We start from the raw sequence: 15,614 nt of genomic DNA on the forward strand, positions 1-15,614 counted from the left end.
AGGCATCGCCGCTCTCTTTGCGCTCGATGACAGCCCGTGGCTAGTGCTTCATCGCAACCAAGAGCGGTGATTTCCTCGCTATGCGCAGGTCGTCGCCGAACTGGCGTGATAAACCTGCCTTGCGGGGGGCTCAGCAAGCAGCAAGAGGATGCCAATTTGCCCACGCCGACCACCCCGATGACCGAAGCCGTGTTCATCCGCCGCGTGCTGATCGTCGTCGGCATCCTCGCCTTCGCAGCGGCGCTCTACCTGCTATCCGACATCATGCTGCTTGCCTTCGGCTCGGTTCTCGTCGCCGTCGTGCTGCGTGCCATCGCCCAGCCGATCTACCGCGGCACCTCACTGAGCCGCCGCCTGTCGCTCGCCGCCGCGGGGCTCGGCGTCGTGGTGCTGCTCGGCGGCATCGGCTACCTGTTCGGAGCGCAGATCAACAGCCAACTCGCCACGCTCATCGAGCGGTTGCCGGCGGCTGCCGCCGAGCTGTCCAAGTCGCAGCCCTTTCTGTCCATGTCCGAGCTCGTCAAGGGCTCCTCGGTCGGAAATCTCGTAGCGAGTGCGCTCTCCTGGGGCACCACCGTGTTCGGGGCGCTCGCGACGCTGGTCGTCGTCGTCATTGCGGGCGTTTACATGGCCATCCAGCCGGACGTCTATCGCAACGGCTTCGTCATGCTGTTCCCCAAGCGCGTGCAGGGAAAGGTGAGCGAGACGATCGACGATGCGGGCGAGGCGCTGCGCCTATGGCTCGGCGCCCAGTTGCTGGCCATGATCCTCGTCGGCGTGTTGACCGGTGCCGGGCTGGTGCTGATCGGCGTGCCGTCGGCGCTCGCCCTCGGCTTCATCGCCGGCATGCTGGAATTCGTGCCCATTATCGGCCCGGTCGTCGCCGCGGTACCGGCGCTGCTGCTCGCCTCGACGCAGAGCTGGGAGATGGTGGCATGGACATTGGCGCTGTTCGTCGTCGTGCAGCAGATCGAGAGCAACATCATCATGCCGCTCGTGTCGGGGCGCGCGGTGAAGGTGCCGCCGGCGGTCGGCCTGTTCGCCGTCGTCGCCATCGGCATCCTGTTCGGACCGCTGGGACTGCTGCTCGGCTATCCGTTGGCCATCGTCACCGACGTCGCCGTGCGTCGCCTCTACGTGCGCGAGATGCTGGGTGAGAAAGTCGAGATCGCTGGTGAGACCGCCGTTGTCGAGGCGGCCCGGTCGAAGGGGCTCCCTACTTCCAGGTGTAAGTGACGCGGCCGGTGCGGTGGCGGTGCTCGGTGATCTCGACGTGGTCGCCGACGTGCGGGTCGGTCGTCTTCAATGCCATGACGTTGACGTGGCGGCCGCTGCCGTCGAGGGCGACTTCCACGGAAAGGCCCTCCTCGACCAGCTTCGTGTTGCGGACGTTGAGCGGAGCGACCGAGGTCACCATTGCTGGCACGCGGACATTGTCGACGCGGCCGTCGTAGTCCTCGTAGACGAAATAGGCGGCGACCAGCGCGAGGGCGACGGCGCCGATGCCGATCTTCTTCAGACGTTCGCGCCACAGGGCGCGCTCGAACTTGCGCCGGGTCTCCTCTCGCATCGTCGTTTCTTCCTGATTTGATTGTCGGTGGGTGCCGCCTAGGCGGCCATGGCCTGGCTGCCGACGAGGCGCACGATGTCGCTCATGATGTCGTTGAGCTGGAAGTTCTTCGGCGTGTACACGGCAGCAACGCCGAAGGCTTTCAGCGTGCGCTCGTCCTCCGGCGGAATGATGCCGCCGACGACGACCGGCACGTCGCTCAAGCCCTCCTTGCGCATGCGCTCCATCACTTCTTGCACCAGCGGCACGTGGCTGCCCGACAGGATCGACAGGCCGATGACGTGCGCGCTTTCGTCGACCGCGGCGCGCACGATCTGCGCCGGGGTGAGGCGTATACCCTCGTAGACGACCTCCATACCCACGTCGCGGGCGCGCACGGCGATCTGCTCGGCGCCGTTCGAATGCCCGTCGAGCCCCGGCTTGCCGACCAGGAACTTGAGGCGCCGGCCGAGCTTGGCCGACAGCTCGTCGACCGAGCCGCGCACGTTCTCCAGAGCGACGCTGTCGCGCGCCACGGCAGATTGCGCAACGCCAGTCGGGGCGCGGTACTCACCGAATACGCGGCGCAGCGTTGCGCCCCACTCGCCGGTGGTGACGCCGGCGCGCGCCGCGGCGATCGACGGCTCCATTATGTTGCGACCTTCCTTGGCGGCCGCCTCCAGATCGGCGATGGCCGCCTTCACTGCCTTGGCATCGCGCGCGGCGCGCCAGGCCTTGAGGCGCTCGACCTGCTCGGCCTCGACGGCCGGGTCGACGACCATGATGGCGCCTTCGCCGGCGGTGAGCGGGGACGGCTCCGTCTCCGTCCACTTGTTGACGCCGACGACGATCTGCTCGCCGCTCTCGATGGCCGACAGCCGCGCCGTGTTGCTCTCGACGAGGCGCCGCTTCATGTAGTCGATGGCGGCTACGGCGCCGCCCATCGCCTCGATGGTGGAGAGCTCAGCCTTGGCCTGCTCCTTCAACTCCTCGACCTTGCGGGCGATCTCCGTCGAGCCGTCGAAGATATCGCCGTATTCCAGAAGATCGGTCTCGTAGGCGACGATCTGCTGCATGCGCAGCGACCACTGCTGGTCCCAGGGGCGCGGCAGGCCGAGCGCCTCGTTCCAAGCCGGCAGCTGCACGGCCCGCGCGCGGGCGCGCTTCGACAGGGTGACGGCCAGCATCTCGATGAGAATGCGGTAGACGTTGTTCTCCGGCTGCGGCTCGGTGAGGCCGAGGCTGTTGACCTGCACGCCGTAGCGGAACAGCCGGTCCTTCGGGTTGGTGACGCCATAGCGGTCGCGGGTGATCTCGTCCCACAGCTCGTTGAAGGCGCGCATCTTGCAGATTTCGGTGATGAACCTGAGACCCGCGTTGACGAAGAAGGAGACGCGACCCACCACCGTGCTGAACTGATCGAGCGGCACTTCACCCGAGGCCTTGACGGTATCCAGCACGGCGATGGCGGTCGCTAAAGCGTAGGCGAGCTCTTGGACCGGTGTCGCGCCGGCCTCCTGCAGATGGTAGGAGCACACGTTGGTCGGGTTCCATTTGGGAACCTCGCGGTAGGAGAAAACGATGGTGTCCTTGATGAGCCGCAGCGACGGCTCGGGCGGGAACACGTAGGTGCCGCGCGACAGGTACTCTTTGATGATGTCGTTCTGGATGGTTCCGGTGAGCTTATCGCGCGAAGCACCCTGCTCATCCGCGAACGCGACGTAGAGCGACAACAGCCACGCGGCGGTGGCGTTGATCGTCATCGAGGTGTTCATCTGGTCGAGCGGAATGCCGTCGAGCAGTGCCCGCATGTCGCCCAGGTGGGATACCGGCACGCCGACCTTGCCGACCTCGCCCTTGGCCAGCTCGTGGTCGCTGTCATAGCCGGTCTGTGTCGGCAGATCGAAGGCGATCGAAAGACCCGTCTGCCCCTTGGCGAGGTTCTTGCGGTAGAGCTCGTTCGATTTGGCGGCCGTCGAGTGGCCGGCATAGGTGCGGAAAATCCACGGGCGGTCGGGCGCCCGATTCTCGGCCCCGCTCTTGCCTTCGCGCATACGTCAACCTCGGCTGGGTTCGGCTGTTCCCGTAAAGTACCCATAACCGTCGGTGCAATGCAAAATGATCTTTGCCGCAACGGGCGGGGGCGGCGAGGCTAGGCGCGCCGCAGATCGCGTTTGAACTGATGGCGCTCAACGCGCAGCCCAGAAAGAATGGCTGTGACGCGCAGGCAGAGCAGCAGCACGAACAACGCGAAAATGATGCCGAGCGTGCAGGCGACCACGATATTCGTCTCGCGGTCAGGCGTCGGGTAGAAGCCGGTGAGCTCGAAAACGTAGTTCGTAATGAGGGCGCCGAGGATGAATCCGGGGACAAAAATAAGCGCCAGTACGGTCCGCGACAGGACATGCAGGGTCAGCACCCCGGCCCAGCCGGAGAGCATGGCCACCACGACCAGCGTATAGGTATCGACGGTGACCGCTCTGTTCAGAAAATCAAGCATGTGCAGCTTTTCCAGGACTGCCGCGCCGTGCCCTCCGGCCCGCCGGCCGGGGAAAATGATCGAGCCTTTTAGGCGGGGCTGCCTTAAAGGTCCGTTGACACGATCGACTAGCGGCGCCACAGCCTCTTCATTGCAGCGCGAAATCGTGCTTGAAACGCCGTCAGATACGTGCGGCCATGGCGCCGCAATCTAGTTTCGCCGGCCAGCGGGTCCGGCGTTCCATCACGGGAGCCAAGAATGACGAGCCAAAGCGCCGCCAGGACGGAAATCGCCATGGGCGCACCGGCGACCGCCGAAAAGAAGGATCTCTATGAAATCGGGGAGATTCCGCCGCTCGGGCACGTCCCCAAGAAGATGTACGCATGGGCCATCCGCAAGGAGCGGCATGGCGAGCCCGACACCGCCATGCAGATGGAGGTGCTCCCCACCTGGGAGCTGGACAGCCACGACGTCCTCGTCCTGGTGATGGCGGCGGGCGTTAACTACAACGGCGTTTGGGCCTCGCTCGGCAAGCCCATCTCGCCGCTCGACGGCCACAAGAACCCCTACCACATCGCCGGCTCCGACGCCTCGGGCATCGTTTGGGCCGTCGGCTCCAAGGTGAAGCGCTGGAAGGTCGGCGACGAGGTTGTCATCCACTGCAACCAGGATGACGGCGACGACGAGGAATGCAACGGCGGCGACCCGATGTTTTCGCCGAGTCAGCGCATTTGGGGCTACGAGACCCCGGACGGCTCGTTCGCCCAGTTCGCACGCGTGCAGGATCGCCAGCTCCTCGAGCGTCCGCGCCACCTCACCTGGGAGGAGAGCGCCTGCTACACGCTGGTGCTCGCGACCGCCTACCGCATGCTGTTCGGCCACCGCCCGCACGTTCTGCGCCCCGGCCATAACGTGCTGGTATGGGGCGCCTCCGGCGGTCTCGGCTCGATGGCCGTGCAGCTGTGCGCCACCTCCGGCGCCAACGCCATCGGCGTCGTCTCGGAGGAGGACAAGCGCGATTTCGTTATGCAGCTAGGCGCGCGTGGCGTCATCAACCGCAAGAACTTCGATTGCTGGGGGGAATTACCCAAGGTCGGCACCCCCGAGTACGACACCTGGTTCAAGAGCGCGCGCAAGTTCGGCGCCGCGATCTGGGAGACGACCGGCAAGGGCAACAACGTCGACTTTGTCTTCGAGCATCCGGGGCAGTCGACGTTCCCGGTGTCGGTATTCATCGTCAAGCGCGGTGGCATGGTGGTCATCTGCGCCGGCACGACCGGCTATAACCTCACCATGGATGCCCGCTACCTGTGGATGCACCAGAAGCGCGTGCAGGGCTCGCACTTCGCCAACCTTCTGCAGGCGGCGCAGGCCAACAAGCTCGTCGTCGAGCGGCGCATCGATCCCTGCATGTCCGAGGTGTTTCCCTGGGACCAGATCCCCAAGGCGCACATGCGCATGCTGCGCAACGAGCACAAGCCGGGCAACATGGCGGTGCTCGTCTCGGCGCCGACCACCGGGCTGCGCACCTACGAGGACGTGCTCGAGGCCAGCCAGCGGCTACATAAGAAGTAAGGCCGCTACTGTCGTTTCCGGCTCAGCGCTCGCTGCCGCTCGCTTGGCCGGGAAGACGGTGGGGCGTGGTCAGCGTGCGCGGGTGGGCGAGGGAGCGGCGACCGGATCGAGCCCCATGGCATTCATGCGCTTGAATTCGTAGATGCCGCGATTGAGCTCGGCGCCGAGGATGACGATCACTGCCGTCATCTGGAAGAAGATCATCGCCACCATCAGCTGCGACAGGCCGGCATAGAAGCGGGTGTAGTCGCTGAGGTTGAGGTAGTACGAATAAAGGCTCGCGGCGAGCAGCCACAGCGCGGTCGACAGCAGCACGCCCGGCCAAACGTCCTTGATGCGGCGGCGTCCGGCGGCGAGCCACAGGTGGATGGCCAGAAGCTGCGTGGAAATGACGGCCGCGGCCGACGCATAGCGCAGCGTGGCGCCGAGCCACGTCGAGCGCATGAGCATGAAGGATTGGGTCAGCTCGGGATCGAAACGCGCCGCCAGTGCCGGGCCGACGACCACCACCCAGGTGAGCACCAGCATCGACACAGCGCTGGCGAACACGAACACCATGCTACGCGCCAGGCAGTAGAGGTAGGGGCGCTTTTCGACCACTCGGTAGGCGCCGTTGAGGGCGGTGCGCAGTGTCTCGATGGCATTGGTAGCAAAGAAAAGCGATAGCCCGGCGCTCGCGGTGAGAAGGTCGATACGGGTGCGCCCCATGATGGCTTCCACCTGCGGGGCAAGGCCGGCGGCGACGCCCGGCGGCAGGATCTGGAACAACTGCTCGACCGCCTGCGCGGCCAGCTCGCGGCCGCCGAAAATTCCGGCCAGGGCCCCGAGAAAGATGCAGAACGGAAACAACGACACCACGAACGAGAATGCTACCGCGCCCGCCATGGCGAAGCCGCTATGCTCGTAAAGCCGATAGATGGCCTCGAGCAAGGTGCGGTAGCGCTGCATTCCCGTCTCCCGGACGCTGTTGAATTGGGGCGGACCCTAGCGGCGCACTCGGGTGAGGTCTATGCCAGTGTTGCCGCGCCGCCGGCGAAACATCCCTCGAGCCTCCAGGTCATTTCACCCGGAGCGTGGACGGGGCGCGCCGGCTTTCCTAAAATGACGGCTCAACGGCAAGAAGCGGGGCCCGCGTGGCAAGCAGGAACGAGGATCGAAAGCGCGAGAGCGTCTTTACCGGCTACGAGCCGACGCGGCCCGCGAGGCTGCGTGGTTCGGGGGCCGAGCCGCCTCCGTTGCCGCCCCCGGCGAGCGAGGGCAGCGACGGTTTTGGTACGGCCGACGAGGATGGCCTGCGCATGCTCGCTGCCTTGGAGACCCTGACCAGCCTCGAGCCCGACTACTCCGATGAGCTGGCGGCGGAGGCCTCTGTCACCATCATCGAGTCCGCCGGCCACGACATTGTCGCTGAGGCGCTGGGCGCTGAGACGTCCAGCCGTCCGCTGCGGGCGCTGCTACATGGTGACGATCAGGTGCCCGAGTTGCTCCTCAATGGCTATGAGACTTTCACTGGCCCCGGTGACGAGGCCATGGTGGAGATAGTCGAGGCAACGCACGATTTCGCAGCTTTCGAGCAGTCCGCGGAGCCGCAGGCCGCCCAGCCCGCCTCGCTCGCCGAGCGCATTGCCGCCGTCACCGGGCGCGGCGCCGCCGGCAGTCGCTTCTTCAAGGCGCTGTCGGGCGGGTGACGAGCGCCCTGCGGCACCAATTGCCTTGACGACTGGTCCGGTTATTCTGCAACGCAACGCTCGAGCGGCGCCGATCGCGGCGCGCCCGCTGCAAAATTCCCAGGAGGGTTACGATGTCGACTGCGGTGAAGACGGCCGAGCAGGATCTCCTTGCAGCCGGCCCCGATGCGCTGCTCGAACGCGCCGGGCGCGCTGTTACCTCCGCCGACAAAGTGCTGCAAGCGGCCAAGTCGGGGGTACGCGCGGCGGTCGCCGCGGCGGGCGGCATCGACAACGCTCAGCACGCCGCGCATGGCCTCGCCTGGCTGGCGACGGCGGTAGAAGGCTTGCGGCAGATGCACGTGTGGGGCACACGCCTTGCCGGCGAAGGACGCTTCGGTGAGTTCGAGCAGCTGATCCTCGCTGCCGCCTTCGCCGAGTACTTGGCGCAGATTTCCGGCGGCATTCCCATGAGCCAGCTGGAGCTCGTCCGCCCCGAGCAGCTCGGGGTGTCGCGCGCCGATGTGCGCCGCTACGAGGATGAAGTCGCCGACATGATCGCCGCCGGCGGCACGCAGGCGGTTAAGGCGCGCCTGGCCGACCTCATCGCCGCGCAGCCCAACGCCGCCACGTTCGGCGATTCCGGCCTCGACGAGACACACGCCGCCATCCACGACCAGATGCGCAAGTTCTCCGAGGCCGAGGTGGTGCCCCATGCTCACGAGTGGCACTTGAAGAACGAGTACATCCCGCTCGACATCATCGCCAAGGTGGCCGAGCTGGGCGTGTTCGGGCTGACGCTGCCCGAGGAGTACGGCGGGCTCGGGCTCGGCAAGGAAAGCATGTGCATCGTCTCCGAGGAGCTGTCGCGCGGCTATATCGGCGTCGGCTCGCTCGGCACGCGCTCGGAGATCGCCGGCGAGCTCATCCTCAACAACGGCACCGACGAGCAGAAGCAGAAGTACCTGCCGAAGATCGCCAGCGGCGAGTTGCTGCCCACCGCTGTCTTCACCGAGCCTAACACCGGCTCCGACCTCGCCTCGCTGAAGACGCGCGCCATCAAGGAGGGCGACACCTACAAGGTCACCGGCCAGAAGACGTGGATCACGCATCCGGTGCGCGCCGATCTGATGACGCTGCTGGTGCGCACCAACCCCCACGAGCCGGGCTACAAGGGTCTCTCGATGCTGCTGGCCGAAAAGCCGCGCGGCTCGGATGCGGATCCGTTCCCGGCCAAGGGCATGACCGGCGGCGAGATCGAGGTTTTGGGCTATCGCGGCATGAAGGAGTACGACATCTCATTCGATGCCTTCGAGGTGCCGGCCAGCCAGCTCCTCGGCGGTACCGAGGGCCAGGGCTTCAAGCAGCTGATGAATACCTTCGAGGCGGCGCGCATCCAGACGGCGGCGCGTGCGGTTGGCGTCGCGCAGGCGGCAATGGACTTGGGGCTGAAGTATGCGCTGGAGCGGGTCCAATTCGGCAAGCCGATCTATTCCTTCCCGCGCGTCTACAACAAGGTCGTCATGATGGCGGTCGAGACCATGATCGCCCGCCAGCTGACGTATTTTGCCGCGCGCGAGAAGGATCAGGGCCACCGCTGCGATCTGGAAGCCGGCATGGCCAAGCTCCTCGGCGCACGCGTCGCCTGGGCCAACGCCGACAACGCGCTGCAGATCCACGGCGGCAACGGCTTCGCGCTCGAATACCCGATCAGCCGCGTACTGTGCGATTCGCGCATCCTCAACATCTTCGAGGGCGCGGCGGAGATCCAGGCGCAGGTGATTGCTCGCCGCCTGCTCGAAGGCGCCAACTGAAGGCCCCTCACATCGTCCTTTTGTCGCAAGCCGCGCGTGGACCTGCCCGTGTTTGCGGGGGCAGGCTTAACGGCCTTCATCTCTTTTTAAGCGAATTCACCGAAACGGCCGACGATCCGACTGCGCATTAATTTATGCCCCCTAAGTATCATTGCAGCATTCGACCCGAGCGCCCTCGTCGTTCGGGTCGCCGCTTATTACGTGTCAAAGAGTATCATTGATGTCTTCGAACGTTACGCCGAAGCCGCTGCCAACACCCGACGTCTCCCCGGAGACGCCGGTGGGGGCGGCCGCCGAGGTTGGCGCCCTGGAGCGACTGCAGCGGCTGAACGAAGAGATGCGCGCGCGTGCGCGCCCCGAGGTCGTCGAAGCTCCCAAACAGCGGGCGCCAAAGCGGCTGGGCGAGAAGGTCAATGCGCTGCGCGCGCGCCGGGGCGTGAAGTCGCTGATCGCCATCATCGTCGCCGTTGCCCTCGGTTGGTATCCACTTCAGCGTCTACTCGCCGCGACGAGCGCCGAGGCGACCGTCAATGCACGCCTCATCAACTTGCGCGCGCCGATCGACGGGAAGGTCTCGCTTGTTGCGCCTTCAATTGCCGTCGGCACCGAGGTGGAGCCGGATGAGCCCCTCTTGCGCGTTACCAACGTACGCGCCGACCGCGGCCGTCTCGATGATCTGCGCCGCACCGTCGATGGATTGCGGTCGGAGATCACGGTACTGTCGCAGCGCTTGGGGCAGCTGCAGGGCATCGAGAAGGACGTGATTGCGCAGCGCAATGCCTTCCAGGAGGGCCGCATCCACCAGCTCGAAGCGAAGGCCGCCGAGCTTGCCGTGCAGATTACCACGGCGGAGGCCCAGCATGAGGATGCCAAGGAGGCACTCGAGCGGTCGAGAAAGCTGCGCCAGTCGGGGTCGCACACCGTCGCCACTCTTCTCCACGCCGAGCGCGACTACAAGGTGTCGAAGCTCGCCATCGAGGCGGCGCGCATCCGCCTCGAGGGAAACAAGATCGAGCTCGAGGCAGCACGCAAGGGTCTATTCGTCGGCGACAGCTACAACGATCTGCCGCGTTCGGCGCAGCGCCTCGACGAGATCCGCCAGCAGACCGTCGAAGTCTCCAGCCAGCTCGACGAGCGCAAGGCGCGCCTCGCCTACCTCGAGAAGGAGCTCGTCGCTGAGACTGATCTTTTTACCGCGCATTCGCACGCGATCATCAACGCGACCGTGCGCGGGCGAATCTGGGAGGTGCTCACCGCCAATGGCGAGGAAGTACGCACCGGCCAGGATCTCCTGCGCATCCTCGACTGCGCCGGTGCCGTGGTGACGGCGACGGTCAGCGAGGCGGTCTACAACAAGCTCTGGGTGGGACAGCCGGCCCAGTTCCGGCTGCGCGGCGAACGCCAGCAATATGGCGGCAGCGTCGTCGGCCTGACCGGTCTTGCCGCCGCCGGCTCGAACTTCGCCATCGAGCAGACGGCGCTGACCCGCGAGCCGTACCACGTCACCATCGCCGTTCCGGGCCTCGCAGCGCGGCGCGAGTGCAATGTCGGTCGTACGGGACAGGTGACCTTCGATACGTCAGCGAGCGCCGCCAACGCCGAGCCGGCTCGCATCATGACCGCCGCTGCCGAGTGAGGCGACACCCATGGCCGTCGCCTCGGGCATGACGTATTGGGACGCGCTACTGCCGAGCATCGTGCTGGGCTTGTTGGCAGTGGGCATCCTGCCCTGGCTCAATCGCGGCAACACTCGGGCACGCACGGTGGCCATCGGCGTGTGCATATTTCTCGCCTGGCGCTACATGTTGTGGCGCATCACCGAGACGCTGCCCCCCGCCGATCAGACGCTCGACTTCGCCGTCGGTGCCGTGTTCACGCTGGTCGAGATGCTGTCGATGCTCGGCGCCACGTTGGCGCTCGTATTTCTGACCCGCACGAAGGATCGCACGCCGGAAGCCGATACCGACGTCGTATGGCTCAAGTCGCAGCCCGAGCAGCCCCTCGTCGACGTGCTGATCTGCACCTATAACGAGGAGGAAGCCATCCTCGATCGCACCATCATCGGCGCACTCGGTATCGATTACCCGCGCTATCGGCTTTGGGTCTGCGACGATGGCCGTCGTGAGTGGTTAAAGGAGCTCTGCGAGCGCCACTCTTGCGGCTACATCACGCGCGCCGACAACCGCCACGCCAAGGCTGGCAACATCAACAATGCCCTCGCTCACTTGGCGGCGCTCGAGGAGCGACCGGATTTCGTCGCCATACTCGATGCCGATTTCGTCGCCAAGTCGCAGTTCCTGACGCGGACCGTGGCGCTGATGCGCGAGCCCGACGTCGGCGTGGTGCAGACGCCGCAGCACTTCTTCAACCCGGACCCCATCCAGACCAACCTCGCCCTCACCCGCGTGTGGCCCGACGAGCAGCGCTTCTTCTTCGACGTGGTGATGGCGTCGAAGGATGCGTGGGGCGGCGCCTTCTGCTGCGGCACCTCGTCGGTGCTGCGCTTCGCGCCGCTCGTCGAGATAGGCGGATTTCCGACCGATTCCGTCACCGAGGACTATCTGGCTTCGCTGCGGCTCAGCGAGATCGGCTATCGCACGATCTATCTGAACGAGCCGCTGTCGCTCGGCTTGGCGCCCGAAGGGCTGAAGGAATACATCTCGCAGCGCGCCCGTTGGGCGCTCGGCTTCATGCAGATTTGCCGCGGGCCGAGCGGTCCGTTCAGTCTGCAGGTGGACACTCCCCTTCTGCAGCGGGTGATGCTGCTCGAGACGTTCCTGCACTGGTCGGCGACGCACGTGTTTCGTCTGCTCGCGCTCGTCGTTCCGGCGCTCTACCTGCTGTTCGATATCCAAGCCGTCTACGCCAGCGTGCCCGATGCTATCTCGCACCTGTTGCCCTTCTTCGTCGTGCAAGCGGCGATTGTCACCTGGCTCACGAAAGGGCGCGTGCTCCCCCTCATGGCCGACCTGAGCCAGCTTCTCGGCGCCACCGACATCACCAAATCTGTGTTCGCCGGGCTGTTCAAGCCGCAGGGACACAAGTTCCAGGTCACCGCCAAGGGCGGCGACCGCAGCAAGGGGTTCGTGCAGTGGCGGATGCTGCGGATCTTCCTGATCTACTTGGCACTCAACGTGGGCGGCATCCTGTGGGCCTTCCTTCTGGATGACACGCGATCGCTTGCGGATGCCAGCATCATCGCGCTGATATGGAGTTGGTATAACATCGTCATCCTGACGATGGCGTGCTTCGTCTGCATCGAGGCCTCGCAGACGCGCCGCGGCGATCGTTTCCTAAGCGATGAGCTTGCTACGCTCACCATCGGCGACGTCGTTCTCCGCGCACCCATCGACAACATATCGGTGAGCGGCGTATGGCTGCTGGGAGCGCTGCCCGCTCCGCTCGGCACTCGCGTTCGCATCCAATTCGACGCCATCGACACCGAGGGAGCGTTGGCGCGCGCCGACGCCAGCGGCTTCGCGGTACAGTTTGCTCCCTCGCAGGAGATGCACGCCCGCCTTGTCCGCCACGTCTATTGCGACGAATACGGCGGCAAGCTGCCCGAAATCAGCGCCGCCAAGGTGGCAGGCGCCGTGCTCAATCGCGTATTCGGCTGATGGCGGCTAGTGCACCGCCGCCGGAGAGCGGATGATCGTCACTGCCGCCAGCACGGCAACGAACAGCATGGTAAACAGGGCGGTGATGGCCGACGCCTCGAGGATGTCGCCGCTGCGCCATTGAACGCCGGCCGCATCGACCAGCGGCTCGCTCCCCTTGACGGCGTAGTTGACGACGAACTGCAGCGCGACCACGGCGTACATGGCAGTCGCTTGCATGTAGTAGCTCTTCGGCTGCGGCGCGCTTGGCTCCGGTGCGCGCGCCCGCATATAGAGGGCAAAGATCAGCATGAAGGCGAACACGGTCAGATACCAGCCGAGATAGTTCGACAGCGGCACGCCGAAAAAGCCGCCGCCGCCCTCCCAGACCCACCACTGACCGAAGGTCGAGACCGCCGGATCGAGCGTCAGGTCCCACAGCACCATGACGAAGGCGCCGATGGCGGGCGTCGCCAGCGTCGTCAGCGTATCGGAGCCGCGCTTGATGTCGGCGACGAGGACCGTGCCTAGTACCCACGCGAGGTAGCCGACGCCGAGGTAGGCCGGTCCGATGAGGAGCGGCACGTAACCGAGCTTCGGGCCGAGCACGTCGGTGTAGTGGTACGCACCGAAGGGAAAGCCGGTGGCGACACCGATGTTCTCCAACGCATTGCTGACCACGAGACAGATGACCGCGAACGCGGCGATGCCCTTGCCGCCGTAGCGCATCGCACCGTGCACGAAGGCGAAGGTGAGCATCACCGCCAGATGCAGCGAGGTGAGGGCAACGTTGGAGCGCGCAATGGCGACAAGCTCGACGAGCGCGAGGAGGACGACCAGCAGCCAGAGAAAACGGCGACACGCCATCGGTTGCCCTCGCGAATGCCGATCTGGCCCGGCTTCATGGAACGCTTGAAGGCGATGCCCCATGGCTTGATATTCCGTCGGCGCTCACCGAGCTATAGATTCCCCGCGGCCGCAAAGGCCAATCCACAGCGCAGCGACTGAGGGCACATGGTCCAATCGGTCATCGAGACGCGTTGGCACCGGCGGCAGTCTGGAGGCCAGCACGTCGCGCTATCTCGTCGATCGCGCCGGCGGCCTCGCCAGCCTCGAGGTGCTGACCGGCGCGAATGTGACCGCCCTCAATGGCAGCGGCGGTCGGCTCGAAGCCGTGCACTGGCATCACACGGCATCGGGCGACACGCGGCGTGCGCTCGGGCACCTGTTTCTGTTCATAGGCGCCGATCCCCACACCGAATGGCTCGACGGCTCGGGAGTGGCGCTCGATGGTAAAGGCTTCGTGCTCACCGGCGCCGACTTGAACGGCTCCGCAGGCAGGCCTTTGGAAACCAGTCGGCGGGGAATCTTCGCCGTCGGGGACGTTCGTTCGTGCTCCATCAAGCGCGTGGCTGCTTGCAACGTCTTCCACACGGTGCGATCACGTCGTCATGGCAGACCAGAACTCACCCCATCCGCGCGTTGTCTCGCTCATCGCCAGCTCCACCGAGATTCTGCATGCCCTGGGCGCCGGCGACCTGCAGGTCGCACGCTCGCACGAATGCGACTATCCGGCTTCGGTTCTGAAGCTGCCGGCCGTCACGCGGCCGAAGTTCGACGTTCATGGCTCGAGCGCGGAGATCGACAGGCGCGTGCGCTCGCTCGTCGAGCGCGGCCTCTCGGTCTACGAGGTCGACGCCGACGCGCTGGTAAAGCTCAAGCCTGACGTGATCCTCACGCAGGACCAATGCCAGGTGTGCGCCGTCTCGCTCGCCGACGTCGAGCGCGCGGTGTGCGAGTTCGTGCACGGCCGCCCGCGTATCGTATCCATGCGCCCGCACACCATGGCCGACATCTATGCTGACATTCGTCGCATCGCCGAGGCTATCGGTCGCCCAGAAGCCGGAAAGAAGCTCATTGCCTCGATGCAGGAGCGGCTCGCCGCCGTTAAGGCCGCCGTCGTCGGGCAGCCGAAAAAGCGCCTGGCCTTCATCGAATGGGTCGATCCGCCGATGTCGGGGGGGCACTGGATGCCGGAGCTGATCGATATGGCCGGTGGCGACAGCGTCTTCGGCACCACGGGCGAGCCCTCGCCATGGATCACCTGGAAAGATGTGTCGGTCGCCGCCCCCGACGTGATCCTCGTTGCCCCCTGCGGCTATGACATCGAGACAACGCGGCGCGAGGTGAGGCCGCTCGCCCGGTACGCCCTCTGGCAGGAGCTGCGCGCCGTGCGCGACGGCAACGTGTTTCTGGCCGACGGCAATGCCTACTTCAACCGCCCTGGCCCGCGGCTCGTCGAAAGCACGCAGATTCTCGCCGAGATCATGCACCCGGACGTGTGCGACTTCGGACTGCGCGGCAAGGCCTACATTGATCACAGAATGATCTCCGCGGGCGCGATCACCAACGCAAGTTAGGCCGTCATAGGCTGTCGTTCATGCGTCTGAGGCGTCGGGCGAGCCGGCGCAAGAGGTCGAGCGCAAAGCCAGGATTGCGCTCGACGAGGTAGAGAAAGGCGCGCTCGTCGATCACCGCGGCTTCCGTCGGCTCGCGGGCGATGGCCGTGGCGCTGCGCGGCGAGCCGTCGATCAGAGCCATCTCACCGAACGTGCCCCCCGGACCTATCGTATCCAGGACGGCGCCGCCGGACATGATCGCCACCTGACCGGAGCGCACGACGTACATCGTCGAGCCCTCGTCCTCCTGGGTGAAGATGCGCTCTTCGGGCTCGAAGCGTCGCAGCGGGTAGCCGCCCCGCACCAAAGCGTCGAAATCGAAGCCGTCGTTCGCCATGTCACGCGCCCAATAGGCAACCGCATACGCTGCAGTGCGAAAAGACTATGCCGCGACGGCGATCCCGACAACCGCCGTGCGCTTCTGCGCGCTATGCGTGGCGCCGCCGATACGCCGCGCGTCCCGCCAACCGCTGAA

Annotated in this window: 13 protein-coding genes and 1 pseudogene; 8 read left to right on the forward strand and 6 right to left on the reverse strand. The window is 65.6% G+C overall.

Features of this window, described 5'->3' with window-relative positions; all coding sequences use genetic code 11:
• The first annotated feature begins 156 nt into the window (after positions 1-156).
• Positions 157-1,236: an AI-2E family transporter gene (locus F9K20_RS13390; protein ID WP_291002539.1), complete on the forward strand. Its 1,080-nt coding sequence runs from the start codon at positions 157-159 to the stop codon at positions 1,234-1,236.
• Here the strand turns inward: F9K20_RS13390 and F9K20_RS13395 are convergent.
• The 3 genes from F9K20_RS13395 to F9K20_RS13405 form a co-directional block, all read right to left on the reverse strand.
• Entirely contained in the window at positions 1,217-1,570 is a 354-nt protein-coding gene (locus F9K20_RS13395) for a hypothetical protein (protein ID WP_291002542.1), read from the reverse strand. The two genes, F9K20_RS13390 and F9K20_RS13395, sit on opposite strands and share 20 nt — an antisense overlap.
• A gap of 38 nt (positions 1,571-1,608) precedes the next feature.
• The gene (locus F9K20_RS13400; protein ID WP_291002544.1) at positions 1,609-3,603 is read right to left on the reverse strand and encodes a protein meaA; all 1,995 of its coding nucleotides are present in this window, start codon (positions 3,601-3,603) and stop codon (positions 1,609-1,611) included.
• A gap of 98 nt (positions 3,604-3,701) precedes the next feature.
• Positions 3,702-4,049, reverse strand: a complete 348-nt coding sequence (locus F9K20_RS13405) for a hypothetical protein (RefSeq protein WP_291002547.1) — start codon at positions 4,047-4,049, stop codon at positions 3,702-3,704.
• Between the two features lie 237 nt (positions 4,050-4,286).
• Between F9K20_RS13405 and ccrA the strand changes: the two genes are divergently transcribed.
• Positions 4,287-5,603 (forward strand): crotonyl-CoA carboxylase/reductase, encoded by a 1,317-nt coding sequence (gene ccrA / locus F9K20_RS13410; RefSeq protein WP_291002550.1) that lies wholly within the window; start codon positions 4,287-4,289, stop codon positions 5,601-5,603.
• Between the two features lie 69 nt (positions 5,604-5,672).
• On the opposite strand, the gene F9K20_RS13415 is transcribed toward ccrA, so the two are convergent.
• Complete coding sequence (locus F9K20_RS13415; protein WP_291002553.1) at positions 5,673-6,551, reverse strand: YihY/virulence factor BrkB family protein; 879 nt, start codon at positions 6,549-6,551, stop codon at positions 5,673-5,675.
• A gap of 185 nt (positions 6,552-6,736) precedes the next feature.
• On the opposite strand from F9K20_RS13415, the gene F9K20_RS13420 reads away from it, so the two are divergent.
• From F9K20_RS13420 to F9K20_RS13435, 4 genes are all read left to right on the forward strand, one after another.
• A complete protein-coding gene (locus F9K20_RS13420; protein WP_291002555.1) occupies positions 6,737-7,291 on the forward strand; it encodes a hypothetical protein in 555 nt (184 codons plus the stop codon).
• A gap of 113 nt (positions 7,292-7,404) precedes the next feature.
• Complete coding sequence (locus tag F9K20_RS13425) at positions 7,405-9,084, forward strand: acyl-CoA dehydrogenase family protein (protein WP_291002558.1); 1,680 nt, start codon at positions 7,405-7,407, stop codon at positions 9,082-9,084.
• Between the two features lie 220 nt (positions 9,085-9,304).
• Positions 9,305-10,720 (forward strand): HlyD family efflux transporter periplasmic adaptor subunit, encoded by a 1,416-nt coding sequence (locus F9K20_RS13430; protein WP_291002561.1) that lies wholly within the window; start codon positions 9,305-9,307, stop codon positions 10,718-10,720.
• 10 nt (positions 10,721-10,730) lie between these two features.
• Positions 10,731-12,701 carry a glycosyltransferase gene (locus tag F9K20_RS13435; protein WP_291002564.1) on the forward strand — a complete coding sequence of 657 codons (1,971 nt, stop codon included), beginning with the start codon at positions 10,731-10,733 and terminating at the stop codon, positions 12,699-12,701.
• Between the two features lie 6 nt (positions 12,702-12,707).
• Here the strand turns inward: F9K20_RS13435 and F9K20_RS13440 are convergent, their stop codons facing one another.
• On the reverse strand, positions 12,708-13,547 hold the full coding sequence (locus F9K20_RS13440) for a carotenoid biosynthesis protein (RefSeq protein WP_291002568.1): 840 nt from the start codon (positions 13,545-13,547) through the stop codon (positions 12,708-12,710).
• Positions 13,548-13,815: 268 nt separating this feature from the next.
• Here F9K20_RS13440 and F9K20_RS21340 point away from each other — a divergent pair.
• Positions 13,816-14,034: pseudogene (locus tag F9K20_RS21340) on the forward strand (thioredoxin reductase); the annotation flags it as partial.
• Between the two features lie 97 nt (positions 14,035-14,131).
• Positions 14,132-15,100, forward strand: a complete 969-nt coding sequence (locus F9K20_RS13450; RefSeq protein ID WP_291002574.1) for a cobalamin-binding protein — start codon at positions 14,132-14,134, stop codon at positions 15,098-15,100.
• A gap of 4 nt (positions 15,101-15,104) precedes the next feature.
• On the opposite strand, the gene F9K20_RS13455 is transcribed toward F9K20_RS13450, so the two are convergent.
• Positions 15,105-15,476, reverse strand: a complete 372-nt coding sequence (locus F9K20_RS13455; protein ID WP_291002576.1) for a cyclic nucleotide-binding domain-containing protein — start codon at positions 15,474-15,476, stop codon at positions 15,105-15,107.
• Positions 15,477-15,614 lie beyond the last annotated feature (138 nt).

The sequence above is a fragment of the Hyphomicrobium sp. genome (assembly GCF_009026145.1).
Taxonomy (GTDB): domain Bacteria; phylum Pseudomonadota; class Alphaproteobacteria; order Rhizobiales; family Hyphomicrobiaceae; genus Hyphomicrobium_A.